The sequence below is a fragment of the Streptomyces sp. NPDC045778 genome (assembly GCF_056431945.1).
On record NZ_JBWKJZ010000033.1, the window covers coordinates 77224 to 100675 of the forward strand.

At 72.2% G+C, this 23452-nt stretch carries 23 protein-coding genes, 1 tRNA gene and 1 pseudogene; 16 read left to right on the forward strand and 9 right to left on the reverse strand.

Going from position 1 to position 23452, the window contains the following annotated elements; translation table 11 throughout:
* Positions 1–6 precede the first annotated feature (6 nt).
* Positions 7–1041 (reverse strand): phosphotransferase family protein, encoded by a 1035-nt coding sequence (locus tag AC07GB_RS32270; RefSeq protein ID WP_478851679.1) that lies wholly within the window; start codon positions 1039–1041, stop codon positions 7–9.
* 233 nt (positions 1042–1274) lie between these two features.
* Positions 1275–1571 (reverse strand): hypothetical protein, encoded by a 297-nt coding sequence (locus tag AC07GB_RS32275; protein WP_478851681.1) that lies wholly within the window; start codon positions 1569–1571, stop codon positions 1275–1277.
* 110 nt (positions 1572–1681) lie between these two features.
* Between AC07GB_RS32275 and AC07GB_RS32280 the strand changes: the two genes are divergently transcribed.
* Complete coding sequence (locus AC07GB_RS32280) at positions 1682–2632, forward strand: NADP-dependent oxidoreductase (protein WP_478851683.1); 951 nt, start codon at positions 1682–1684, stop codon at positions 2630–2632.
* Positions 2633–2643: 11 nt separating this feature from the next.
* On the opposite strand, the gene AC07GB_RS32285 is transcribed toward AC07GB_RS32280, so the two are convergent.
* Genes AC07GB_RS32285 through AC07GB_RS32295 form a run of 3 tightly spaced genes read right to left on the reverse strand, consistent with a single transcriptional unit; the run spans position 2644 to position 3943 of the window.
* Positions 2644–2964 (reverse strand): DUF202 domain-containing protein, encoded by a 321-nt coding sequence (locus AC07GB_RS32285; protein WP_478851685.1) that lies wholly within the window; start codon positions 2962–2964, stop codon positions 2644–2646.
* Entirely contained in the window at positions 2961–3416 is a 456-nt protein-coding gene (locus tag AC07GB_RS32290) for a YidH family protein (protein WP_478851687.1), read from the reverse strand. Before AC07GB_RS32290 ends, AC07GB_RS32285 begins: the two co-directional genes overlap by 4 nt.
* Positions 3413–3943 carry an NUDIX hydrolase gene (locus AC07GB_RS32295; protein ID WP_478851689.1) on the reverse strand — a complete coding sequence of 177 codons (531 nt, stop codon included), beginning with the start codon at positions 3941–3943 and terminating at the stop codon, positions 3413–3415. The genes AC07GB_RS32290 and AC07GB_RS32295 overlap by 4 nt, the downstream gene beginning before the upstream one ends.
* A 222-nt stretch (positions 3944–4165) precedes the next feature.
* Here AC07GB_RS32295 and AC07GB_RS32300 point away from each other — a divergent pair, with 222 nt between their 5' ends.
* The 3 genes from AC07GB_RS32300 (at position 4166) to AC07GB_RS32310 (ending at position 8682) form a co-directional block, all read left to right on the forward strand.
* Positions 4166–5821 (forward strand): FAD-binding dehydrogenase, encoded by a 1656-nt coding sequence (locus tag AC07GB_RS32300; protein WP_478851691.1) that lies wholly within the window; start codon positions 4166–4168, stop codon positions 5819–5821.
* Positions 5822–6028: 207 nt separating this feature from the next.
* Positions 6029–6997, forward strand: coding sequence for a hypothetical protein (locus AC07GB_RS32305; RefSeq protein ID WP_478851693.1), 969 nt, complete (start codon positions 6029–6031; stop codon positions 6995–6997).
* A 173-nt stretch (positions 6998–7170) separates the two neighbouring features.
* Positions 7171–8682 carry an APC family permease gene (locus AC07GB_RS32310; RefSeq protein ID WP_478851729.1) on the forward strand — a complete coding sequence of 504 codons (1512 nt, stop codon included), beginning with the start codon at positions 7171–7173 and terminating at the stop codon, positions 8680–8682.
* 74 nt (positions 8683–8756) lie between these two features.
* On the opposite strand, the gene AC07GB_RS32315 is transcribed toward AC07GB_RS32310, so the two are convergent.
* Both AC07GB_RS32315 and AC07GB_RS32320 read right to left on the reverse strand, forming a co-directional pair.
* A complete protein-coding gene (locus tag AC07GB_RS32315; protein ID WP_478851695.1) occupies positions 8757–10163 on the reverse strand; it encodes a GntP family permease in 1407 nt (468 codons plus the stop codon).
* A gap of 96 nt (positions 10164–10259) precedes the next feature.
* Entirely contained in the window at positions 10260–10763 is a 504-nt protein-coding gene (locus AC07GB_RS32320; protein ID WP_478851697.1) for a gluconokinase, read from the reverse strand.
* A gap of 200 nt (positions 10764–10963) precedes the next feature.
* Here AC07GB_RS32320 and AC07GB_RS32325 point away from each other — a divergent pair, with 200 nt between their 5' ends.
* From AC07GB_RS32325 to AC07GB_RS32335, 3 genes are all read left to right on the forward strand, one after another.
* Positions 10964–11665 (forward strand): FadR/GntR family transcriptional regulator, encoded by a 702-nt coding sequence (locus tag AC07GB_RS32325; protein ID WP_478851699.1) that lies wholly within the window; start codon positions 10964–10966, stop codon positions 11663–11665.
* Between the two features lie 98 nt (positions 11666–11763).
* Entirely contained in the window at positions 11764–12183 is a 420-nt protein-coding gene (locus AC07GB_RS32330; RefSeq protein WP_478851701.1) for a YchJ family protein, read from the forward strand.
* Positions 12184–12458: 275 nt separating this feature from the next.
* Positions 12459–15305 (forward strand): peroxidase family protein, encoded by a 2847-nt coding sequence (locus tag AC07GB_RS32335; protein ID WP_478851703.1) that lies wholly within the window; start codon positions 12459–12461, stop codon positions 15303–15305.
* Between the two features lie 16 nt (positions 15306–15321).
* Here the strand turns inward: AC07GB_RS32335 and AC07GB_RS32340 are convergent, their stop codons facing one another.
* A complete protein-coding gene (locus tag AC07GB_RS32340) occupies positions 15322–16884 on the reverse strand; it encodes an acetolactate synthase large subunit (protein ID WP_478851705.1) in 1563 nt (520 codons plus the stop codon).
* Between the two features lie 308 nt (positions 16885–17192).
* Between AC07GB_RS32340 and AC07GB_RS32345 the strand changes: the two genes are divergently transcribed.
* The 5 genes from AC07GB_RS32345 to AC07GB_RS32365 all read left to right on the forward strand — a co-directional run bounded on the left by AC07GB_RS32345 (position 17193) and on the right by AC07GB_RS32365 (position 19593).
* A complete protein-coding gene (locus AC07GB_RS32345; protein ID WP_478851707.1) occupies positions 17193–17402 on the forward strand; it encodes a hypothetical protein in 210 nt (69 codons plus the stop codon).
* Entirely contained in the window at positions 17386–17910 is a 525-nt protein-coding gene (locus AC07GB_RS32350) for a DUF6879 family protein (protein WP_478851709.1), read from the forward strand. Before AC07GB_RS32345 ends, AC07GB_RS32350 begins: the two co-directional genes overlap by 17 nt.
* Positions 17900–18739 carry a helix-turn-helix domain-containing protein gene (locus AC07GB_RS32355; protein ID WP_478851711.1) on the forward strand — a complete coding sequence of 280 codons (840 nt, stop codon included), beginning with the start codon at positions 17900–17902 and terminating at the stop codon, positions 18737–18739. Before AC07GB_RS32350 ends, AC07GB_RS32355 begins: the two co-directional genes overlap by 11 nt.
* A gap of 41 nt (positions 18740–18780) precedes the next feature.
* Positions 18781–19095 carry a hypothetical protein gene (locus tag AC07GB_RS32360; protein ID WP_478851713.1) on the forward strand — a complete coding sequence of 105 codons (315 nt, stop codon included), beginning with the start codon at positions 18781–18783 and terminating at the stop codon, positions 19093–19095.
* 309 nt (positions 19096–19404) lie between these two features.
* Positions 19405–19593 (forward strand): DUF7848 domain-containing protein, encoded by a 189-nt coding sequence (locus tag AC07GB_RS32365; protein ID WP_478851715.1) that lies wholly within the window; start codon positions 19405–19407, stop codon positions 19591–19593.
* Positions 19594–20141: 548 nt separating this feature from the next.
* On the opposite strand, the gene AC07GB_RS32370 is transcribed toward AC07GB_RS32365, so the two are convergent.
* Positions 20142–20229: transfer RNA gene (locus tag AC07GB_RS32370), tRNA-Leu, on the reverse strand.
* 178 nt (positions 20230–20407) lie between these two features.
* On the opposite strand from AC07GB_RS32370, the gene AC07GB_RS32375 reads away from it, so the two are divergent.
* From AC07GB_RS32375 to AC07GB_RS32390, 4 genes and pseudogenes are all read left to right on the forward strand, one after another.
* Positions 20408–21751, forward strand: coding sequence for a M20/M25/M40 family metallo-hydrolase (locus AC07GB_RS32375; protein WP_478851717.1), 1344 nt, complete (start codon positions 20408–20410; stop codon positions 21749–21751).
* Positions 21752–21934: 183 nt separating this feature from the next.
* On the forward strand, positions 21935–22168 hold the full coding sequence (gene chpH, locus AC07GB_RS32380; protein WP_030686223.1) for a chaplin ChpH: 234 nt from the start codon (positions 21935–21937) through the stop codon (positions 22166–22168).
* Between the two features lie 155 nt (positions 22169–22323).
* On the forward strand, positions 22324–23295 hold the full coding sequence (locus tag AC07GB_RS32385; protein WP_478851719.1) for a chaplin family protein: 972 nt from the start codon (positions 22324–22326) through the stop codon (positions 23293–23295).
* 62 nt (positions 23296–23357) lie between these two features.
* Positions 23358–23452 (forward strand): annotated as a pseudogene (locus AC07GB_RS32390) (mycothiol transferase); the annotation flags it as partial.

The following is a 23452-nucleotide window of genomic DNA, read 5'->3' on the forward strand; positions in this document are numbered from 1 at the left end:
TGCGGATCAGCCTTCCTGGAGGGTGGTCAGGCCGTGTTCGATGAACAGCGGCACCAGTCCGCCGATGCGGTCGAAGCCCGCGCCGACCGTCTGGCCCAGGGTGTAGCGGTAGTGGATGCCCTCCAGGATCACGGCGAGCTTGAACCAGGCGAACGCCGTGTACCACGAGACCGCCGACACGTCGCGCCCGGAGCGTGCCGCGTACCGCTCGATCAGCTCGGCCGGGTCCGGGTGCCCCGGAGCGCCCGCCGTGGTGCTGACGGGGGAGCCGGGCATCTCAAGGCGCACGCTGTACATCACCAGCAGGCCCAGGTCCGTCAGCGGGTCGCCCAGCGTCGACATCTCCCAGTCGAGGACGGCCGCGATGCGGTCCGTCCCTCCGGAGGAATCGATCAGGACGTTGTCCAGGCGGTAGTCGCCGTGGACGACGGCGGGCGCGGGCGACGCGGGCAGCGTGCGGCCGAGCGCCGCGTGCAGCTCGTCGATGCCGGCCAGCTCGCGCCCGCGCGAGGCCGCGAGCTGCTTGCCCCAGCGCCGCAGCTGCCGGTCGAGGAACCCCCCGGGCCGCCCGAAGTCGGCGAGCCCCACGCCCTCCGGGTCGACGGCGTGCAGGTCCACGAGTGTGTCGACGAGGCCGAGCACCGCGGCCCGGGTGCGCTCCGGCCCGAGCGGCACGAGCTGCTCCGCCGTGCGGTACGGCGTGCCCTCCACGAACCCCATGACGTAGAAGGGCGCCCCGATGACCGACTCGTCCTCGCACAGCAGCACGGCACGCGGCACCGGCACGGCGGTGGTGTCCAGCGCGCTGATCACCCGGTGCTCGCGCCGCATGTCGTGCGCGGTGGCCAGGACGTGGCCGAGCGGCGGGCGACGCACCACCCAGCGGGCGGTGCCGTCCGTGACGGTGTACGTGAGGTTGGACCGGCCGCCTTCGATGAGGCGGGCCGTGAGCGGTCCGCCGCCGAGCAGTCCCGGGCGTACGCGGTCGAGGTGGCCGCGCAGCCGGTCGAGGTCGAGGCCGGGCGGATGGTCTGCGCTCATGGGCGGTCGCTCCTGATCGTGTACGGGCACTCGCGGACGGGCACTCGCGGACGGGCACGCGGGGACGGACGGTCGCCGAACCGGCGTGGCGTTCATGATGCCGACCAGTCGGTATGTCGTCCAGAGGGGGTGCTCGAACGTGATCAGGATCGCGGCCGCCGCCGTGAGGGCCGCCGTCGGGGCGGTCGTCACGAGGGCGGCCGGGGCGGCCGGACGCTCAGGCGGTCAGGCGGTCAGTGGTCGTCCCAGTGGCCGTCGTGGGCCGCGTGCCGGTGCCCGTCGTGCAGGTAGTCCACGTGGTCGCCGTGCGGCACGGAGGCGTGCCCGCAGTCCGCGCCGTGCTGGTGCTCGTGGCCGTCGTGCGTGACGTGCCCGCCCGCTTCGCACTCGTCGTAGTGGCCGCCGTGCGCGCGGTGCAGATGGCCGTCGTGCGCGTAGTCGACGTGGTCGCCGTGCGGGACCTCGGGGTGGCCGCAGGCGGGGCCGTGCGCGTGGTCGTGGGCGGGGTGCTCCTGGTGGGCCGTGGGCATGGGGTGCCTCCCGAAAAGGGTCGGATGACCCTCTCAGGCTAGTCCTCGATGCCCCTTTGTTCCCGTTGTGTCAGCGTTTCCGTAGTGCCATGACTGCGTAAGGCGACTCGATGAAAGCGATCAGCTACCGCGCGTACGGCGGTGCCGAGGTCCTGGAGTACGGCGACGTGCGCGACCCGAAGGTCGGGCCGGACACCGTCCTGATCAAGGTGCGGGCCGCGGCCGTCAACCCGGTCGACCACAAGTGCCGCGAGGGGTACCTCGACGGCGTCCTCGACCCGGTCTTCCCGGTGATCCCCGGCTGGGACGTGGCGGGCGTGGTGGTCCAGCCGGGCGTGGCCGTCCCGGAGTTCGCCGTCGGCGACGAGGTCATCGGCTACGTGCGCGAGGACTTCCTGTCCCGGGGCACGTTCGCCGAGTACGTGGCCGCGCCGGTGCGCACCCTGGCCCGCAAGCCCCGCAACCTCACCTTCGAGGAGGCCGCGGGCCTGCCGCTCGCCGGGCTCACCGCCTACCAGGTGGTGCGCAAGGCGCTCGACGTGGGCGAGGGCGACGTCGTCCTGGTGCACGCGGCCGCGGGCGGCGTCGGCTCCTTCGCCGTCCAGCTCGCGCGGCACGCGGGCGCCCGCGTCATCGGCACCGCGAGCGAGCGCAACCACGCCTATCTGCGCGAGCTGGGCGCCGAACCCGTCACCTACGGCGAAGGCCTCGCCGAGCGGGTGCGCGCCCTCGCCCCGGAAGGCGTCGACGCCGCCTTCGACACCATCGGCGGCGACACGTTGAAAACCTCCGCGGACCTGCTCGCGCCCGGCGGACGCCTCGCCTCCGTCGCGGACGGCTCCGTGATCGGCCTCGGCGGCCAGTACTGCTTCGTCCGCCCCGACGCGGACGACCTGCGGCGCCTGACCGAACTCGTGGAGCAGGACGTGCTCACCGTCCACGTCGACGCGACGTTCCCGCTGGAACGGGCGGCGGACGCACACCGCCTGAGCGAGGAGGGGCGTACGCGCGGGAAGATCGTGGTCACGGTGGACTGGGCGGCGGAGGGGGAGGCGCCCTGACCCGGGGCTCCTCAGAGCACCACCCCCAGCGCGCACAGCGCGAGCGCCGCCGTGCACAGGGCCGCCGTCGTCACCGCACGCGCGCTCAGCGTGCGCGGGCGCGCCGCGGCGAGCTGGGTGATCCTGCGGTGGGCCACCGCGAGGAAGACGAGCCAGAGCAGCAGGCACAGCGCGCACGCCAGGAGGCCCGCCGCCGACGGGCCGTGGCGCAGGGCCGTGCGCGCCGCGAGCACCGCGGCGACCGTGCCGGTCAGCGTCGTACGCCGCCACGCGAGCCGGGTGCGCTCGGGCTGTAGGCCCGGGTCCCGGGCCGTGACGGATCCCTCCGTCACCCCTCCCACCCGAACAGCACGACCGCCACCATCGCGAGGGCCACCACCGCCACCGCGAGGCTGAGCAGCGCGGGGAAGCGAGAGGCCGGGAGGTCGTCGCCGCGCCGCATGGCCCGCTCGCACCGGACCCAGTGGTTGACCGCCCGCAGCGAGCACAGCACTCCGGCCGCCAGCAGCGCGAGGGCGAGCCCGACGCGGGCGCCCCAGCGCAGGTCGGGCAGGAACTGGTCCACGGCGAAGCCGCCGCCGACCAGCGCGAGCGCGGTGCGCAGCCAGGCCAGGAAGGTGCGCTCGTTGGCCAGCGAGAAGCGGTAGTCCGGGGTGTCGCCCTCGGCCCGCAGCCGCGCGGGGCTGAACCACAGCCGGACGCTCCGCAGCCCCCCGCCCCCGTCCGGCCCCTCCGGCGCCCTTGGCCCCTCTGTCCCCTCTGGCCCCTCTGGCCCCCCTGTCATCGGGCCGCCCGGAAGTCCCGCAGGCGCCGGTACGCGTCCAAGCCGTCCGGCACCCACTCCCAGTCCTCGGCACGCCGCGCGAGTTCGGCGTCCGTCAGGAAGTCGTGCCAGGCGACCTCCTCCACCTGCGGGTCCACCGGGGCCGCGCAGCGGACCTCGTAGAGGTACGACCACCAGGTGCGGCCCGCGCCGTCGTCGTACAGGAACTTGAACAGCGGGGTGGGGCGGGGGAGCCCGGAGACGCCCAGCTCCTCCTGGGCCTCGCGCAGGGCCGCGTCGTCATAGGACTCGCCCGCGCCGACCACTCCGCCGACGAACATGTCGTACAGGGAGGGGAAGACGAGCTTCGTGGCGGTGCGGCGGTGCACGAAGACCCGGCCCTCGGCGTCGCGCGCCTCGATGAAGACGCAGCGGTGGCGCAGTCCGCGGGCGTACGCCTCGCCGCGCGGGGCCTCGCCGATCACGCGGTCGTGCTCGTCGACGATGGCCAGGATCTCGTCCGCCGGATTCGTGACGTCAGCGCTCATGCGGCCATCCTGACAGGTCAGCGCGGCGCAGAGACCTCTGCCCCGCCGCCTCCCACGCCGGGGCCGCGGCGTCCGTTTGCGCACGGGCACCCGGCGGCCCGGCGGCGACCCTCCCCGGGCCGAGCGGCCGCCCCTGGTAACCCGTACCGGACGGTTGACGTCCGGCCCGGCGCTATCCAGGATCTGACCCACGGGTAACCGGAAGTCGAGAAGGGAGCCGCCATGGCCTACGACGCGGACGTCATCGTGATCGGCGCGGGGCTCGCCGGGCTCACGGCCACCGCCGAACTCGTCGACGCGGGCCGCAGGGTGATCCTGGTCGACCAGGAGCCGGAGCAGTCCCTCGGCGGACAGGCCCACTGGTCCTTCGGCGGGCTCTTCTTCGTCGGCTCCCCCGAACAGCGGCGCATGCGGATCAAGGACCACCGCGAACTCGCCCTCCAGGACTGGCTGGGCACGGCCGCCTTCGACCGCGAGGAGGACCACTGGCCGCGCGAGTGGGCCAAGGCGTACGTGGACTTCGCGTGCGGCGAGAAGCGGGCCTGGCTGCACGGCCTCGGCGTACGGTTCTTCCCGGTCGTCGGCTGGGCGGAGCGCGGCGGCTACGACGCCCAGGGACACGGCAACTCCGTGCCCCGCTTCCACATCACCTGGGGGACGGGCCCCGGCCTCCTCGCCCCGTTCGTGCGCCGCGTCCGGGAGGGCGTCGAGCGCGGCCTCGTGCAACTGCGGTTCCGGCACCGGGTCACCGGTCTCGGCGGCAGCGCGGGCGCGGTCGACACCGTGAGCGGCGAGGTCCTGGAGCCGTCGCGGGCCGAGCGCGGCAAGGCCAGCAGCCGCGAGGTCGCCGGGACCTTCGAGTTCCGCGCCCAGGCGGTGATCGTCACCTCCGGCGGCATCGGCGGCAACCACGACCTCGTCCGCGCCAACTGGCCCGCGCGGCTCGGCAATCCGCCCGAGAGGATGCTCTCCGGGGTGCCCGCGCACGTCGACGGCCTGATGCTCGGCATCGCCGAACGCGCGGGCGCGCGGCTGATCAACCGCGACCGCATGTGGCACTACACCGAGGGCATCGAGAACTGGAACCCCATCTGGAGCAGGCACGGCATCCGCATCCTGCCCGGCCCGTCCTCACTGTGGCTCGACGCGCGCGGCGACCGGCTGCCCGTGCCGCTGTTCCCCGGCTTCGACACCCTGGGCACGCTCAGCCACATCATGAACACCGGCTACGACTACACGTGGTTCGTGCTCAACCAGCGCGTCATCGGCAAGGAGTTCACCTTGTCGGGCTCCGAGCAGAACCCGGACCTGACCGGCAAGTCCGTGCGCGGCGTCATCGACCGGGCGCGGGCGGAGGTGCCCGGTCCCGTGAAGGCGTTCATGGACCACGGCGCCGACTTCGTCGTGGAGAAGGACCTCGGCGCCCTGGTGCGCGGCATGAACGCGCTTACCAAGGAACCCCTCATCGACGAGGCGGCACTGCACCGCACGATCGCCGCCCGCGACCGCGAGATCGTCAACCCCTTCACCAAGGACCTCCAGGTCATGGCCGTCCGTGGCGCGCGCAAATTCCTCGGCGACCGGCTGATCCGCTCCGTCGCGCCGCACCGCCTCCTCGACCCCGGCGCCGGACCGCTGATCGCCGTACGCCTGAACATCCTCACGCGCAAGACGCTCGGCGGCATCGAGACCGACCTGTCCTCGCGCGTGCTGCGGGAGGGCGGCGAGCCGCTGCCGGGTGTGTACGCCGCGGGCGAGGCTGCGGGGTTCGGCGGCGGCGGGGTGCACGGCTACCGCTCCCTTGAGGGCACCTTCCTCGGCGGCTGCCTCTTCTCGGGGCGCGCGGCGGGGCGTGCGGCCGCAAAGGCCGTCGGCTGACGCGGCGGGGGCGGCGCCGCCGTGACGGACGCCCGCCGCCCCTGGGGAGCAGCGACGCACCGCCGGAAGCCGTGAAGGAGTACGGCAGGATGCGTGGGAGACGTGTCAAGATGCTTGGGGCGCCCGGGCCTTGACGTGGAGCGCCGCCTACCGGTTGGCTGTGCGTGATCGCCTGCCCGCCTACCGCGTCTTGGGAGGACGCCCGCGGTGTCCCCACCCCCACCTCTCGGTCGCTCCCGCAAACGCGCGAGCCACGTCTTCGACGCCGCCCTCGACGACGCCGAACTCGTCGCCGCGCGCGCCGCGTTGGCGCAGGGCCGCTGGAGCGAGGTGCGGGAGCTGCTCGCCGCCACCGGCGACGACTGGGACCGCCGCGGCCACCGCTGCGACGTGCTCGCCCGTGAGCCGAGCACCACCGCGTGGATCCGCGACTGGCGCCTCGCCGAACCGGAGAGCGCCGACGCCGCCGTGCTGCTCGCCTACGCCGCCGTGCACCGCGCGCTGCGCGGCAAGGAGCGCTCCGAGAAGGCCCGCACCGCCTGCCGCGAGGCGGCGACGCGCGTCCCCGCCGACCCGACGCCCTGGCTCGCGCTGCTGCTCCTGGAGCGCTCGCTCGGCCACGAGGAGGACGTCGTACGGCTCTTCGACGAGATCAGGCACCGCCACCCCGAGCACCACCACGCGCACTACCTGATGGTCGCGCGACTCGCCGAGCGGCGGCCCGGCGCAGGCCAGGACCCGCTGCACGAGGTGTACGACTTCGCGACCTGGGCGGCCGAGCAGGTGCCCGCCCACTCGCCGCTCGCGGTGCTCCCGGTCGTCGCGCACGCCGAGCGCTACCGGGTGCTCGCCACCGCGGGCAGCGAGAGCCACGACCCCGTCGCCTCCGGGCACTGGACCAGCCGCCGCGCCCGGCAGGTGATGAAGGCCTCCTTCGACTGGTGGCTCGAATGGGAGACCCCGGGCGGAGCCCCCGCGGGCACCGCCCACCCGCGTGCCTTCGTCGACCTCAACTTCCTCGCCCACGCCACGTTCTGCGAGGGCCGGTCGGCCGAGGCGGCCGCACTGTTCCACCGCATCGGCCGGTACGCGACCGAGGCGCCCTGGTCGTACCCCGACCGGGACCCGCACGAGGCCTACACCGCCGCGCGCGCCGCCGCGCTCGGCACCGCGTGACCCGCAGGCCGGCACCACACCAGACCGATCGACCCACGAACAGCGGAAAGGACCACCGCGCCATGGCGACGGGCAGTTCGAACGCGAGTGCAGGCAGAGCGGGGACCCCCGTGGGCCCCGGGACCGGGACCCACGGCAAGCCCGCTTCCGGCCAGGGGGGCATCAACACCTACATGGGCCAGGAGCGCGCGCTGCGCGCGGGCCGCCTCGGCACGGCCGGGCTGCTGCTCTCCGTGCTCGCCGCCACCGGCCCGCTGATGGTGGTCGCGGGCGTCATGCCCACCACGTACGGCGTGATGGGCGTGGTCGGCCAGCCCCTGTTGTTCCTCGCGCTCGGCGTCGTCCTCGCCCTGTTCAGCTTCGGGTACGCGGAGATGAGCAGACACGTCCACAACGCCGGGGCCTTCTACGCCTACATATCGCGCGGGCTCGGCGGCACCGCGGGCGCGGGCGCGTCCGCCGTCGCGCTCGTCGCCTACAGCGCGCTCCAGGCGGGCCTGTACGGCCTGCTCGGCTTCGAGGTGTCAGGGCTCCTCGACAAGTACGCGGACGTCACCGTCGCCTGGTGGATACCGGCGCTCGTGACCGTGGCCCTGGTCGCGGCGCTCGGCTGGCTGAAGATCGACCTCAACGCGCGCGTGCTCGGCGTGCTGCTGCTCGTGGAGGTCGCCCTCGTCGTCATCTTCGACGTCGCCGCCCTCGCCGAACCCGGCGCCGACGGCGTGTCGCTGCACGCCTTCAACCCCGACACGCTCTCCGGCGCGGGCGTCGCCACCTCCTTGTGCTTCTGCATCGCCGCGTTCACCGGCTTCGAGCAGGCGCCCGTGTACGCGGAGGAGACCAGCAGGCCCCAGGTCGTCGTGGCCCGCGTGATGTTCTTCGCCGTCGGGTTCGTCGCCGTCTTCTTCGCGCTCAGCTCCTGGGCGCTGACGGTCGCCGCGGGCCCTTCGGGCATCGTGCCCGCCGCGCGCGAACAGAGCGCGGGCCTGCTCTTCGGCCTCACCGAGTCCCGGCTCGGCGGCACCTTCACCGACATCCTGCACGTCCTCTTCGTGACCGGCATGTTCGCGGCGGTTCTCAGCTTCCACAACGTCGTCGCGCGGTACGCGTTCGCGATGGGCCGCGAGCGCCTGCTCCCGGCCGCCTTCGGCCGGACCAGCAGCGCGAGCGGCGCGCCCGGCACGGGCTCGCTCCTCCAGACCGTGGTGGCCGCCGTCGTGGTGGTGGCCTTCGCCGTCTCCGACGACAAGCCCGCGGGCGATCCCACCGCGCCGGTCCTGCGCCTGTTCACCTGGGGCGGCAACGTGGGCGCGCTCGGCGTGCTGCTGCTCATGGCCACCGCGTCCGTGGCGGTCATCGTCTTCTTCGTCCGACGCGGGGCCGCGCGCGCCCAGATGTGGCGCCTCGTCGCCTCCGGCCTCGCGGCCGTGGCGCTGCTGATCATCGCGGGCTACACCGTCAAGGACTTCGACATCCTCGTCTCTGCGGGGCCCGGCTCGGCCCTGCCGTGGCTCCTGCCCGGCGTCATCGGGGTGGCGGCGGTGGTCGGCCTGGCCCACGGCGCGTATCTGCGTGCCCGCAGGCCCGAGGCGCACGCCCGCATCGGCCTGGGCAACGAGGCCTTCCAGCTGGAGAAGGCGGCGACGACCGGGAAGGCGGCGCCGACACCGCCTCCGGCCGTCTAGCCGGGGCCCGCGCCGAAGGCCGCGCCCCTCCACCCCCGGGCAGGGGTGGAGGGGCGCGTGCGTGCGGGCCCCGGCTACAGCACGAGCGACAGCAGCATCACGAAGCCGAGCGCCACCACCGAGATGATGGTCTCCATCACCGACCAGGTCTTGATCGTCTGCCCGACGTCGAGCCCGAAGTACTCCTTCACCAGCCAGAACCCGGCGTCGTTCACATGGCTGAAGAACAGCGACCCCGCCCCGATCGCGAGGACGAGCAGAGCCGTGTGCGAGGTGGACATGTCCGCGGCCAGCGGCGCCACGAGCCCCGCCGCCGAGATCGTCGCCACGGTCGCCGAGCCCGTCGCGAGCCGGATCGCGACGGCGATCAGCCAGGCGAGCAGCAGCGCGGGGATCGACCAGTCCTCGGAGAAGTCGAGGATCATCTGCCCCACCCCGACGTCGATGAGCGTCTGCTTGAAGCCGCCGCCGGCGCCGACGATCATCAGTACGCCCGCGATGGGCGCGAGGGACTTCTCCACGGTCGTGGAGAGCCGCTCCTTGGTGAAGCCCGCGGCCCGCCCCAGCGTGAACATGCCCACGAGCACCGCCGCGAGCAGGGCGATCAGCGGCGACCCGACGACGTCGAGGACGCGCTGCACGGTGGCCGCGGGGTCGTCCACGACGATGTCGACGAGCGCCTTGGCGAGCATGAGGACGACGGGCAGGAGCACCGTGGCGACGGTCGCGCCGAAGCCCGGCCGCCTGTCCAGCTCGTCGGTGGCCCGCTGCGGGATCATCTTCTCGGGCGGCGCGACGTCCACCCACCGCGCGGCGACCTTCGAGAACAGCGGCCCGGCCACGATCACCGTGGGGATCGCGACGAGCACGCCGAGCGCGAGCGTGACGCCCAGGTTGGCCTTGACCGCGTCGATCGCGACGAGCGGACCGGGGTGCGGCGGGATGAGGCCGTGCATGACGGAGAGCCCGGCGAGCGCGGGAATGCCGATGCGCATCAGGGAGTAGTTGCCGCGCTTGGCGACCATCAGGACGACCGGGATCAGCAGGACGATGCCGACCTCGAAGAAGAGCGGAAGCCCGATCACCGAGGCGATGAGGACCATGGCCCACGGCATCGCCCGGCCGCCGGAACCCCCGGCCTTGGCCAGGATCGTGTCGACGATCTGGTCGGCGCCGCCGGAGTCCGCGAGCAGCTTGCCGAGGATCGCGCCGAGCGCGATGAGCACGCCCACGCCCGCCACGGTGTTGCCGAGCCCGGTGGTGAAGCTGCCGATGGCCTTGTCGAGCGGGGCCCCGGCGAAGGCGCCCAGGGCCAGCGAGCCGATGGTCAGCGCCAGGAAGGCGTGGACCTTGAACTTCGTGATGAGCAGGACGATGACGGCGATGCCCGCGAGAACGGCGATGCCGAGCTGGGCATGGCCCGCCGAGGTGATCGGTTCGACGGGGTCCGCTGCCAGCATCTCGACGCTGAGACTGGTCACGGTGGTTCCTTGTGCGGTTGGGGCGTACGCCGGCGTGCGGACGTACGTACGAGAGAAGGGGTGAGGGGGCCGGAGGGGTGGGGGAGCGGAGGGCCGTTACCGGGCGGCCAGGGCCTCCGCGGCCCGCTCCGCGATGTCCTCCGGGGTGCCCGTGACGTCCACGGCCACGCCCGCCTCGTCCGCGCCGAGCGGCTGAAGGGTCGCGAACTGGGAGTCGAGGAGGGCGGTCGGCATGAAGTGACCCTCGCGGTGGCTCATCCGGTCCTCGATGAGGGCCCGGTCACCGGTGAGGTGGACGAAGACGAGCCCGGGCGCGGCGGACCGCAGCCGGTCGCGGTAGCCGCGCTTGAGGGCGGAGCAGCTGACGACGCCGCCGTGCCCGGCGCGGCCGTGCGCCCAGGCGCCGATGGCGTCGAGCCAGGGCCACCGGTCGTCGTCGGTCAGGGGGGTCCCGGACGACATCTTGGCGATGTTCGCCCGGGGGTGGAAGTCGTCGCCCTCGGCGTAGGGAACGCCGAGCCGGGCGGCGAGCAGGGGGCCGACCGTGGTCTTGCCCGTTCCTGCGACGCCCATCACTACGACGACGTGGGGGGTGCTCATCGCTGCTGCCTCGCTGTCTTCGTCGACATCGGTCGGGCCCGCCGCCCGGTCCGCGTACGGAGAGCCGGGAGGGGCGGGTGTTTCGGACACGGGCCCGCTCTGTTCACGCCACTGAAACTCATTAGGTCAGACAAATTCAAGAGACTGTGACAGAAAAGTCTGACTTTTTAGCCGTGGTCCTCTCCTCGTACGCTGACCCCATGACCGCACAGGCCCCGGGGCTGCACGCCCGCGTACTGGACAGCCTCGGGCCCAGCATCACCGGGGGCGAGTACCCGCCCGGCAGTGTCCTGCGCACGGACGAACTGGCGCAGCGCTTCGAGGTCTCCCGCTCCGTCATGCGTGAGGCGGTGCGGGTCCTGGAGTCCATGCACCTGGTCGCGTCCCGGCGCCGGGTCGGGGTCACCGTGCGGCCCGCCGAGGAGTGGAACGTCTACGACCCGCAGGTCATCCGCTGGCGCCTGGCCGGCGCCGACCGCCCGCGCCAGCTGCGCTCCCTGACCGTCCTGCGCTCGGCGGTCGAGCCGGTCGCCGCGGGCCTCGCCGCGCGCCACGCCACGGCCGAGCAGTGCGCGGCCCTGACCGAGTACGCCCTCGGCATGGTCGCCACCTCGCGCGGCCAGCAGCTGGAGGCGTACCTGGTGCACGACATCGCCTTCCACCGCACCGTCCTGAACGCCTCGGGCAACGAGATGTTCGCGCGCCTCGGCGATGTCGTCGCCGAGGTCCTGACCGGCCGTACGCACCACGACGTGATGTTCGAGGACCCCGACCCGGCCGCCGTGACGCTGCACGTGCGTCTCGCGGAGGCGGTGCGGGAGGGGGACGGGGCCCGGGCCGAGGCCCTGACCCGGGAGATCGCCGAGGGCGCCCTCCAGGAACTGGACATCCTGGCCCCGTAGCACCCCTCACGCCTGGCCCCCCTCGGCCCGCACCCCTCGCCCCTCGGCCCCGCGCCCTGCGCCCCGGCGCCCCGCCCCCACCCGGCAGAATGACCCCCATGTCCCCACGCGCGCCCCGCGCCCCCCGCGCCCCTCGCCTCCAGACCTGCCCCTGCGGTGCCGCCCTGCCGTACGACACGTGCTGCGGGCGGCTGCACCGCGGTGAGGCCGCCGCGGCCACTCCGGAGGAGCTGATGCGCTCCCGTTACAGCGCCTTCGCCGTGTGCGACGAGGCGTATCTGCTGCGCACCTGGCACCCCCGCACCCGCCCGCCGGGCATCGACTTCGACCCGGCCCTGCGCTGGACCGGCCTGGAGATCGAGGGCACCACCGAAGGGACCGCCTTCCACAGCGCCGGCACCGTCACCTTCCGCGCGGCCTACCGCGACGGCGGCCGCCCGGGCGCCCTGCACGAGCGCAGCCGGTTCGAGCGGGTCGACGGCGCCTGGGTCTACGTGGACGGCGACTTCATCGACTGACCCCGCGCGGGACCCGCCCCCGTCGGGACCCGGCCACCGCCGCACCCGGCACGGTGGGGTGCGTGGGAACCGAGGCCCGCGAGGGACGCGCGCCGCCCCGGCGACGCGGCAGCCGCACGCCGCTGACGGGGCCGAACGCCGCCGCCCGGCCGCCAGTTCGACCCCGTGCGCGGCCCCCGCACATGGCGGGATCGCGCGCTGCGAGCCGTCCGGCACCGCCAGTAGCGTCGACGCCTCCCGCCGTGTCCGCGACCTCGTGCGAAGGGAAGCGCCCCATGGCCCAAGCGACACCGTACGAGCGCTATCTGGACGGCGGCCCCGCAGCGGAGCGCCGCCTCTTCGAGCGGCTCGCCCGCGAGCTGGTGAAAATCCAGGCCGCCAACCAGCGCGCCGCGGGCGCCGGTTCGCCCGCCCGCACCCAGCACGCCAAAGCCGTGCTCGGCGTGGAGAACGCGCGCCTGCGCTTCCACGACGACCTGCCCGAGGCGCTGCGCCACGGCTTCGCCGAGCCCGGCGCCGACTACCCGGTGACCGTACGGCTCTCCAACGCGAGCGGCGTCCGGCAGGCCGACGGCGCCCCCGACCTGCGCGGCATCGCCTTGCGCGTGGCCGTCTCCGCCGACGAGAGCCACGACCTGCTCGCCACCAACTGGCCCGTGTCGCACGCCAGGGACGCCCGCGAGTTCGTCGCCTTCGCCACGGCGATGGCCGGCGCCCGCACCCCGCTCCGGACCGCCTTCGCCCTCTTCGTCAAGCTCCCGCTCGCCGTCGGCCCGGCCACCGCCACCCGCATGCGGCGCACCCTGCGGGCCGCCACCCGGCACGTCGTCACCAGCCTCGCGGGCGAGACGTACTGGAGCCGCGGCGCGATCCTGTGGGGCGACGCGGGGCCCGTCCGCTACCTGCTGCGCCCGGCGGGCGGCGCCGCGCCGGGCCCGCGCTCCGACCGGCGCGACCCCAACCACCTGCGCCGCGACCTCGAACACCGCCTCGCCACCGCCGACATCTCCTTCGACCTGTGCGTCCAGCGGTACGTCGACGAGAGCCGCACCCCCATCGAGGACGGCGCCACCGACTGGCGCGAGGCCGTCGCGCCCGCCCTGCCCATCGCCCGGCTCACCCTCCCGAGCCAGGACCTCGACACCGCCGAGGCCCGCGCCACCGCGGGCCGCGTGGAGGACCTGGCCTTCAACCCCTGGTACACCACCGACGCCTTCCGGCCGCTCGGCAACCTCAACCGGGCCCGCAAGGCCGCCTACGAAGCGAGCGCCGCCCACCGCGGGGGCCTGCGCTTCCGCGCCGAGGAGCCGCTGCGCAACCGGCTCCTCTCGGCCCCCGCGGGCGCCGCCTTCCGGCTCCTCAACCGGTTCGTGCCCTGGCACCGCCTGCCGACGCGGGCGAGCCTGCTGAACCTCGTCTTCCTGCGCAAGGCGCTGCGCCGCTTCAACCTCGTCGACACCGACACGTACGAGGCGCCGCCCAGGGCCGTGCCCGTACCGCGTCCGCCCGACGAGCGGCTGCGTACCGCACGCAGTTACGACGGCACGTACAACGACCTGTCGGCGCCCGCCATGGGCTCCGTCGGCGCGGCCTTCGGGCGCAACCTCACCCCCGACTACCGCCCCGACCTCTTCGACACGCCGAACCCCGTCACCGTCAGCCGGCAACTCCTGTACCGCGAGACCTTCCTGCCCGCGACCTCGCTCAACGTCCTGGCCGCCGCCTGGATCCAGTTCCAGGTGCACGACTGGGTCAACCACCGCCGCCACCCCGCGGGCACCAAGACCGTCGAGGTGCCGCTGCCCGACGGGATGTCCTGGCGCAACACACCCGGCGGCCCCGCCGAGACCGTGATGCGCTTCGCCGAGAACGAGGGCCTGCCCGTGCCCGAGGGCCGCCCGCCGATCCTCTTCGGCAACACCGCGTCCCACTGGTGGGACGGCTCCGAGGTGTACGGCGAGGACGAGACGACCGCGCGCTCCCTGCGGGCCCCCGACGGCGGCGCCAAGCTGCGCCTGGAGCAAGGGCATCTCCCGCTCGGCCGCGACGGCGTCCCGCTCAGCGGCTTCACCGACAGCTGGTGGCTCGGCCTCAGCGTCATGCACACCCTCTTCGCGCGCGAGCACAACGCCGTCTGCGACGGCTTGCGGCAGGCCTACCCCTCCATGAGCGAGGAGTCCGTCTACCACACGGCCCGGCTCGTCGTCTCCGCCCTCATCGCCAAGATCCACACCGTGGAGTGGACGCCCGCGATCCTCGCCACCGAGGCCCTCGACATCGGCCTGCACACCAACTGGGACGGCCCGCCGGACAGCTGGCTCACCAAGCTCGGCCTGTGGCTCTTCGACGCCCACGCCCTCACCGGCATCCCGGGCACGCTGCCCGACCACCACGGAACGCCGTACTCCCTCACCGAGGACTTCGTCACCGTCTACCGCATGCACCCGCTGATCCCCGACGACTTCGAGCTGCGCGAGCACCACTTCGGGCAGCGCATCGAAACCGTCGGCTTCCTCGACATCAACGGCGTCGCCGCCGAGAGCGCCCTCCGCAAGACGGGCCTCGCCAACACCCTCTACTCCCTCGGCATCGCCCACCCCGGCGCCATCACGCTCCACAACTTCCCCCGCGCCCTCCAGGCCTTCGAGCGCGAGGGCGAGATCATCGACCTGTCCGTCGTCGACCTCGTCCGTACGCGACGCCGGGGCGTGCCGCGCTACAACGACTTCCTCGCGGGCCTGCACAAGCCGCGCGTACGCCGCTTCGAGGACCTGACCGAGAACCCGGAGACGCTGGCCCGCCTGAAGGACGTCTACTCCTCGGTCGACGAGATCGACACCGTGATCGGCCTGTTCGCGGAGAACCCGCCCCACGGATTCGGCTTCAGCGACACGGCGTTCCGCGTCTTCATCCTCATGGCGACCAGGCGGTTGCAGAGCGACCGCTTCCTGACCGTCGACTTCCGCCCCGAGATCTACACCCCGCTCGGCATCGACTGGGTCCAGAAGGGCGGCATGAAGTCCGTCATCCTCCGCCACTGCCCCGAACTCGCCGCGCTCCTCCCGCGCACCGCCACGGCCTTCGCCCCCTGGCGCCAGGTGCCGCCCCACCCGACGCGCTGAGGCCCCCGGGCAGGCCCTACGCGATGGGCGGCACCACGCACTCCACCAGGAACGGCCCCGGCTCCGCCAACCCCCGCTCAAGGAGCGAGGCGAACCCCTCCACGGTCGTGGCCCGGCCCGCGGCGACCCCCATCCCGCGGGCCAGCGAGACGAAGTCGAGATCGGGCCGCCCGAGATCGAAGAGTTCCCGCGCCGCGGCCCCCACGGGGGCGCCCATCATCGCCTGCTCCAGCCCGAGGACCGCGTACGCGCGGTTGCTGAAGACCACGGTCGTCACGTCGAGCCCCTCCCGCGCCTGCGTCCACAGCGCGGGCAGCGTGTACATCGCCGCCCCGTCGGCGACGAGCGCGACGACCGGCCGCTCGGGTCGTGCCACGGCCGCGCCCACGGCGAGCGGAAGCCCCTGCCCGAGCGCCCCGCCGGTGAGCGTCAGCCAGTCGTGCGGCGGCGCCCCGGCCGTGGCGCCGGGCAGCCAGAGCCCGGACGTGTTGGACTCGTCCACGACGACGGCCCCTTGCGGCAGCAGCGCCCCCACCACCGCGGCCGCGCTCTCCGCGGTGAGGTCCCCGCCGGGCACCCGGGGCCGCCCCCGCTCCTGCGCCGCCGCAGCGGCCGTGCCGCCGCCCACGGCCGCGGCCAGCTCCCGCAGGGCCACGGCCACGTCCTGTCCCGCACCGCCCAGCTCCCGGACCTCGCACCCGTCGGGTACGACGACCGCGCTCTGCCCCGGGTACGCGAAGAACGGCACCGGCACCGCCGCCCCGGCGAGCACGAGATGGCGTACCCCGGACAGCTGCGCCGCCGCGTCGGCGGCGCGGTAGCCGAGGCGCTCGACGGGCGGAAGCCCGGCGCCCCGCTCCAGGCGCGCGGGAAACGTCTCGCACAGCAGCCGCGCCCCCGTGGCCCCCGCGACCCGCGCGGCGGCCCGCAGCCCCGCCCCGTGGGTGGCGGCGCCGCCGAGCAGCAGTGCGGCGGGTTCACCGGAGCGCAGGACCGTGACGGCCTCCTCGAGGCCGCGCTCGGACACGAACCCGTGCGGGGCGGCGGCCCGGCGCCGCGGCGCGGCGGGCTTCTCCGCGTCCGCCCAGGCCACGTCGGCGGGCACGACGAGCGTGGCGACGGCACCGGGCGGCCCGGCCGCGGCCGCCACCGCGTCGGCGGCGTCGCCCGCGAGATCCGTGGCGTCGTACGCCCGTCGCGTCCACGCGGACACCGTGCGGGCGAGCGCGGTGATGTCCGACTCCAGGGGCGCGTCCAGACGCTTGTGCCGCAGCGCGTGGTCGCCGACGACGTTCACGACGGGCGTACCGGCCCGCCGCGCGTTGTGCAGGTTCGCAAGGCCGCCCGCGAGGCCGGGGCCGAGGTGCAACAGCGTGCTCGCGGGCCGGCCGGTCATGCGGCCGTACCCGTCGGCGGCACCCGTCGCGACGCCTTCGAAGAGACACAGGACCGGCCGCATCCGGGGCACGTCGTCGAGCGCGGTCACGATGTGCAGCTCGGACGTACCGGGATTGGCGAAGCACACCTGGACTCCGGCCTCCACAAGGCCGCTGATGAGGGACTGGGCTCCGTTCGGCATGGCCGCAAGTCTCATCCGCGACAGCCTCCGACGGCAGCCGCATTCCAGCCAGCCCCCGACGCAAACCCTACGAGGCACCTTGGCGCACCCCCGGACCGTGAGCCCACACCCGGACACGAGGAATGGCCCTCATGTGTTGGTTACGTGACCAGCCTGCCCACGCCATACCCGAGGCCGCATCCGGCGGGAGCGAGCACCACAGTTTTATGCGACAACGCAAATATTGGCGTGATCGCATGGACGGCGACGGCACGCCCTCCGTACGGTCGTGGAGCCGCCCCACGGGGGGCGGGGACAGAGGGTTCACCATGGCTCGTGAGGAACTGACCCGACTCACCGGTAACGGCAACGGGGGACCATGCGGCAAGGACGACTGTCCGAACGTCTACCGCACCGCGTCCGGCTCCATCGTCGTCCAGGGCGACGTGTCCAAGGCATTCCAACCCTCGGAGGGGGAAGGGCTTGTCGAGATCCCCGAGGCCGTTCTGAGGGAGGCTGTCCGTGCTCTTGGCTGGTGAAGAGTGGGCCGCACGCTTCGAGGGTTTCCAGCGGGAAGCCTGGCGTCTTGAGACCCTGCCGCAGTACCTCATGGCGCAGGAAGCGGAGGAGCTTCAGGCGTTCCGCGACGGCGTGCGCATCGACCCGGCAACGGTCCACAACGAGTACACAGACCGGCTCCGCAGGCAGGTCACGGAGGGACGCGTTCAAGGGCGCGTCCACATCGTTACTCGACCTCTGTCTGAGTATCTGCGGTTCGAGTTCTCCCAGTACTACCGGCCGCACCTCTTGGCCGGAGAGCAGATCCGCATCCTCGACGTGACCGACAGAACCAACCCCCTTGAAGGGGTTCAGGACTTCTGGATGTTCGACCGGTCGGAAGTCGTGCTTATGAACTACGAGCCTGACGGGAAGCAGATCAACCGCGAGGTATTCGAGGGTGACGTGGCCCCCTTCATCGAATACCAGCGAATCGCGGTAGCTGAGTCCGTACCCTTCGAGGAGTTCGTGAAGGGCCTTGAGCTTTGAGCCTGAACGGCTAGGTCAGTCCAGGTCGGACCTGGCGGAAGCACTGCGAAGCCTGCGGAAGCGAGCCGGGAGGACTCAGACCTGGCTCGCTCGCCGCTGCAACATGTCGCAAACCAAGGTCAGCAACATGGAGAGCGGGAAACTCACTCCCGCCATGATCGACGTAGAGCTGATCCTTGAAGCGCTCGGGACCGATGATCCGGCAGCCTCACAGATCTTCGAACTGGTTCGCACCGCGAATACGGAGTGGCAGGATCATTGGTCTTCGCGGCGTCGGGGTCTGGACAAGAAGCAGAACGAGCTAGCCAGGATCGAAGCGGTCACAACGGAGTTCCGATTCTTCCTGCTCTCGGCGATCACAGGGCTACTCGCTACGCCGGAGTATGTGCGTGCCAGCATCGCGGACACTCCCGGAGACCAGTCCAAGACCATTGCGAAGAAACTGGAACGCCAGAGCGTCCTCTACGATTCGTCAAAGTCATTCACGTTCCTGCTGACGGAACAAGCCGTTCGCTGGCCCTTGCTGCCACCTCTCGCCATGGCCATGCAGCTCGACCGACTTGCTTCGGTCTCTCGGATTCCAGGTGTCCGGCTTGGAGTCATCCCCTTGACAGGCCACATTACAGAGATGCCGCTGAACACTTTCACGGTATACGACCGGCGACTAGCCACCGTGGAGACCGGCACCGGTGCATTGCTCCTGCGGGACCATCGCGACGTGAACGCGTACCGCGAGTACTTTGACAGGTACGAGTCGTACGCGGCGTTCGGAGACGAGTGTCGAGAACTCCTGAACGAATGGTCTGGGATCTTTACCCGACAACGCTAATAACGCTAGAGGTTCCGCGTCGGCGGGCCGAAGATGGACCCATGCCGACCGAACCGAAGAACCAGAGCCAGAAGGTCCCGCAGCGTTGGCGGGTGGGCCCGATCCCGAGCCGTCCGGCGTACCGAGATGTTGATGGGTACGTTCGCATTCCTGCGTGGCTGACGAAGAACGGTCGCCATATGGCAGACACGGAAATGGTTCTGCTCCCGTCCGAGGCCGCTCTACTGGCCGACAACCTGACCGACGCCATGACAGGCAACTCCCGGTCGGCCCTGCGCGAGTTGCTTCGGGAGTCGGCGACGGCTCTTGCCCCTGGGGTTGTGCTCGTGTCGAAGATGGAGCGGTACCAGTTCTGAGCCTGCCTTCCTGTCATTGGCTCACAGGAAGGCACGTCCATGCCTGGAACCGACCTGTGCAGACTGCCCGTTGGTGGAGCCAGAGATCGGCCCCGACGTGTGGGTGCTGGGAGACAGCAAGCGGCCCGGCGCGGACCCGCTGCGCTTCACCACCCAACAGCTCGGTCGGGGCGGGGATGTGTCCCACGGCTACTACCTCGAACGGCCCTCGTTCCTGTCCCTGGCCCTGGTGACGTGCTCCCCGAATCGCACCATGCCGGACCTTCCCTGCCCGATGACCGGACACCTTACGAGGGGGAGCACGCCACGATGACCCGCTCAATCCTGCGGTACACGAAGCACCGGATCACACAGCGCCCGGACACAGTGGTGACGTTCGAGGCGAAGTGCCTGACGTGCGATTGGGAGGCCGCGCCTTCGTCGGATGGTGCGGCCGTGGATGTGGAGTGCATGAGCCACACCGGCCGGACCCAGCACGATCGGTTCCGGCGCCTGTGAACATCGATGGCCCTGGTGGAACGGGCCGAGTAGAGCCGGAGCAACGAATGAGCCCCGGCCCATCAGAGGAGTGCTCGGTAGGGGTTGGCGGCGAGCGGTTCCGGGCGCTTGGGTTCGGGCGCGGGCTCCGGGGCCTGCTTGGGGGGCGGGCGGTAGGCGTTCATCTGCACGACCGTGGCGCGGTTCTGCTCACGCTCTGGGGGGGGGCCGGTATCGGCTGCCGTTCCACCTTTGAGGCGTCGGCTCCCCTTGTTGATCCGTACGGAGTTCGGGACGGACCGACGTACGAGCGTGAACGCCGCCGTCAAGATCCCGTCCGTGATCGTCTCGGAGCACGCGGAGGCCCACACGTAAGCGTGGCCGGTCCGGAGCCGTCTACCTTCGGCAGGCTCACGCGGTCATCGTCCAGCATCGGCACGGAGCCCAGCAGGAACGGCAGCCGCTTCCGACTCTCCGATGTACTTGGACCAGCCGGAGGGCGTGGTCACGCGGTTGGTCACGCCACACCCCAGAAAAGCAGAAAACCCCTGGTGAACAGGGGTCTCAGCTGGTGTCCGAGGGGGGACTTGAACCCCCACGCCCGATAAAGGGCACTAGCACCTCAAGCTAGCGCGTCTGCCATTCCGCCACCCGGACCGGTGGTCTGTCGCGGTTTCCCGCGGCGACGTGGAAAACCATAGCAAACATTCGGAGGTCCCTGATCACGCAGGTCATGAGCGTGAACGGCGTATGACGGCAGGCGCCCGCCCTTGGGTCGCGGCGGTCGGCGCGGGAGGATGGAAGGGACCGAGAGTGCGACAGCGGGAGGAACAGCGTGAGCGAGCCGACCACGGGCGGCAGGGTGAACGGGGCGGGGGCCGTGTCCGGTCAGGACGAGGTCGTCGACCTCTGCCGGGACCTGATCCGCATGGACACCAGCAACTACGGCGACCACTCGGGGCCGGGGGAGCGCAAGGCCGCCGAGTACGTCGCGGAGAAGCTCGCGGAGGTGGGTCTTGAGCCGCGGATCTTCGAGTCGCACCCGGGGCGCGCCTCCACGGTGGCCCGCATCGAGGGCGAGGACCCGTCGCGGCCCGCGCTGCTCATCCACGGCCACACCGACGTCGTGCCCGCCAACGCCCAGGACTGGACGCACCACCCCTTCTCCGGGGAGATCGCCGACGGCTGCCTGTGGGGCCGCGGCGCCGTCGACATGAAGGACATGGACGCGATGACCCTCGCGGTCGTACGCGACCGGCTGCGCAGCGGCCGCAAGCCGCCGCGGGACATCGTGCTCGCCTTCCTCGCCGACGAGGAGGCGGGCGGGACGTACGGGGCGCGGTACCTGGTGGACAACCACCCGGACCTCTTCGAGGGCGTGACCGAGGCGATCAGCGAGGTCGGCGGCTTCTCCTTCACCGTCAACGAGAATCTGCGGCTGTATCTCGTGGAGACGGCCCAGAAGGGCATGCACTGGATGAAGCTGACCGTGGACGGCACCGCCGGCCACGGCTCGATGATCCACAAGGACAACGCGATCACGGAGCTTTCGGAGGCCGTCGGGCGGCTCGGCCGGCACAAGTTCCCGATCCGCGTCACCAAGACACTGCGGCACTTCCTCGACGAGCTGGGCGACGCCCTCGGCACCGAACTCGACCCGGAGAACATGGACGAGACCCTCGCCAAGCTCGGCGGCATCGCCAAGCTCATCGGCGCCTCGCTCCAGAACACCGCGAACCCGACGCAGCTGGGTGCCGGATACAAGGTCAACGTGATCCCGGGGCAGGCCACCGCGCACGTCGACGGGCGGTTCCTGCCGGGGTACGAGGAGGAGTTCCTCGCCGACCTCGACCGGATCCTGGGGCCGAACGTCAGGCGCGAGGACGTCCACGCGGACAAGGCCCTGGAGACCACCTTCGACGGCGCGCTCGTGGACGCCATGCAGTCGGCACTCCAGGCCGAGGACCCCATCGCCCGCGCCGTCCCGTACATGCTCTCGGCCGGTACGGACGCCAAGTCCTTCGACGACCTCGGCATCCGCGGCTTCGGCTTCGCGCCGCTCAAGCTGCCGCCGGAGCTGGACTTCGCGGGCATGTTCCACGGCGTGGACGAGCGGGTGCCGGTGGACGGCCTGAAGTTCGGCGTGCGCGTGCTCGACCGGTTCATCGACGCTTCGTGACCGGCGCCGACACCGTACCGATAATGCAGTCAATAAGCCGAAACGAAACTCCAACAATCGGCTGCGCGTGCGTATTGGACTGAAAAGAGTGAAAGCAGTCCGGCGCTCGTAGCCGTCCTATGGCCTCCTCGTTACAGGTGGTGCGGTCCGCGGCTGGGGCCGCATTGCCAACTAGGAGGAACAATGATCAAGAAGGTTGTCGCCGCCGCGGTTGCGACTGGTGGCCTGGTGCTCGCCGGCGCGGGCGTCGCCGCTGCCGACGCCGGCGCGCAGGGCGCCGCTGTGCACTCCCCGGGCGTCGCCTCCGGCAACGTCGTGCAGATCCCCGTGCACGTGCCGGTGAACGCCTGCGGCAACACCATCTCGGTGATCGGCGTGCTCAACCCTGCCTTCGGCAACTACTGCGTCAACAAGTGACGTTGCTGTGCCTCGCCCCTTGAGGGGCGTCACCCCAATGAGGGTCTGAGTCCATCGGCCCCGGAGTGCGCGCCATGCACTCCGGGGCCGCGGGCATTGAGCGCACGACGCAACGAGGCCCGTGCGCATTTCTGCAAGCTAAGGCAGGGAAAGCAATGCGACAGGTCACGCGCAAGGGGCTGATCACCGCGGCGGCCGCCGGTGGCGTACTCGCGGTCACCAGCGGCTACGCCCACGCCGACTCGAATGCGAATGGCGGCAGTTCGAACTCCCCCGGGGTGCTTTCGGGCAATTCCGTACAGGCGCCCTTGCACGCTCCGGTGAACGCGTGCGGAAACACCGTGAATGTGGTGGGGGCGCTGAATCCCGCGATCGGCAACAGCTGTACGAATTCGTCCGGCTCACCAGGACACGGGGGCGGCTACGGTGACGGCTACGGGGACCGGCCCTCGGCGGGCGGCTCGTCCGCCCACGGCGGTACGCACGACTCGGCCGGCATCGGCTCCGGCAACAGCGTGCAGGCGCCGGTGCACGCCCCGGTGAACGTCTGCGGCAACAGCGTCACCATCGGCGGCGCGGGCAACGCCGTCACCGGCAATGACTGCGCGAACGACGAGGGCGGCGGTCCGGGGAAGCCCGGTAACCCGACGCAGCCCGGTAACCCGACGCAGCCTGGCAACCCCACGCAGCCCGGTAACCCCACGCAGCCCGGCACGCCCGGGAAGCCGGGGGAGCCCGGGGGGCCGGGGAAGCCGGGGCATCCAGGGAAGCCGGGCCAGCCGGGTGAGGCTGGCCAGCCTGGTAAGCCGGGGCACCCCGGTAAGCCCGGCCACCCCGGAGAGCCGGGAACGCCCGATCGGCCCGGCCACCCCGGAAAGCCGAACCACCCCGGACAGCCCGGACAGCCTGAAAAGCCAGGTCAGCCCGGTGCGGAGGCTCCCGCTCAGCCCGGCACCCCGCACCCCGCGGGCACCCCTGACCTGCCGGACGCCCAGGTCCTGACCCCGCCCGAGGGTAAGGACCAGCTCGCCCAGACCGGCAGCCCCATGTCGGCGGGCATCGCCCTGCCGATGGGCGCGGGCATGCTGCTGGCGGGCTCGGTCCTGTACCGCAAAGCACGTGCCTGAGGTGGTGGGGGGGGGGGGGGGGGGGGGGGGGGGGGGGGGGGGGGTCCCCCCCCCCCCCCCCCCCGCTCCCGCGGTCCCGGCCGAAGAAGCCCGCACCGTCCGCCCGCTGGGCGCTGACCCACATGATCGAGGAGACCGGCCGTCACGCAGGCCACGC

Excerpts from the sequence above, each read along its gene's own strand:
- AC07GB_RS32270 (WP_478851679.1), bottom strand. The coding sequence starts at position 1,041 with ATGAGCGCAGACCATCCGCCCGGCCTCGACCTCGACCGGCTGCGCGGC.
- AC07GB_RS32275 (WP_478851681.1), bottom strand. The coding sequence starts at position 1,571 with ATGCCCACGGCCCACCAGGAGCACCCCGCCCACGACCACGCGCACGGC.
- AC07GB_RS32280 (WP_478851683.1), top strand. The coding sequence starts at position 1,682 with ATGAAAGCGATCAGCTACCGCGCGTACGGCGGTGCCGAGGTCCTGGAG.
- AC07GB_RS32290 (WP_478851687.1), bottom strand. The coding sequence starts at position 3,416 with ATGACAGGGGGGCCAGAGGGGCCAGAGGGGACAGAGGGGCCAAGGGCG.
- AC07GB_RS32295 (WP_478851689.1), bottom strand. The coding sequence starts at position 3,943 with ATGAGCGCTGACGTCACGAATCCGGCGGACGAGATCCTGGCCATCGTC.
- AC07GB_RS32300 (WP_478851691.1), top strand. The coding sequence starts at position 4,166 with ATGGCCTACGACGCGGACGTCATCGTGATCGGCGCGGGGCTCGCCGGG.
- AC07GB_RS32310 (WP_478851729.1), top strand. The coding sequence starts at position 7,171 with ATGGGCCAGGAGCGCGCGCTGCGCGCGGGCCGCCTCGGCACGGCCGGG.
- AC07GB_RS32320 (WP_478851697.1), bottom strand. The coding sequence starts at position 10,763 with ATGAGCACCCCCCACGTCGTCGTAGTGATGGGCGTCGCAGGAACGGGC.
- AC07GB_RS32325 (WP_478851699.1), top strand. The coding sequence starts at position 10,964 with ATGACCGCACAGGCCCCGGGGCTGCACGCCCGCGTACTGGACAGCCTC.
- AC07GB_RS32330 (WP_478851701.1), top strand. The coding sequence starts at position 11,764 with ATGTCCCCACGCGCGCCCCGCGCCCCCCGCGCCCCTCGCCTCCAGACC.
- AC07GB_RS32335 (WP_478851703.1), top strand. The coding sequence starts at position 12,459 with ATGGCCCAAGCGACACCGTACGAGCGCTATCTGGACGGCGGCCCCGCA.
- AC07GB_RS32340 (WP_478851705.1), bottom strand. The coding sequence starts at position 16,884 with ATGCCGAACGGAGCCCAGTCCCTCATCAGCGGCCTTGTGGAGGCCGGA.
- AC07GB_RS32345 (WP_478851707.1), top strand. The coding sequence starts at position 17,193 with ATGGCTCGTGAGGAACTGACCCGACTCACCGGTAACGGCAACGGGGGA.
- AC07GB_RS32360 (WP_478851713.1), top strand. The coding sequence starts at position 18,781 with ATGCCGACCGAACCGAAGAACCAGAGCCAGAAGGTCCCGCAGCGTTGG.
- AC07GB_RS32365 (WP_478851715.1), top strand. The coding sequence starts at position 19,405 with ATGACCCGCTCAATCCTGCGGTACACGAAGCACCGGATCACACAGCGC.
- chpH (WP_030686223.1), top strand. The coding sequence starts at position 21,935 with ATGATCAAGAAGGTTGTCGCCGCCGCGGTTGCGACTGGTGGCCTGGTG.
- AC07GB_RS32385 (WP_478851719.1), top strand. The coding sequence starts at position 22,324 with ATGCGACAGGTCACGCGCAAGGGGCTGATCACCGCGGCGGCCGCCGGT.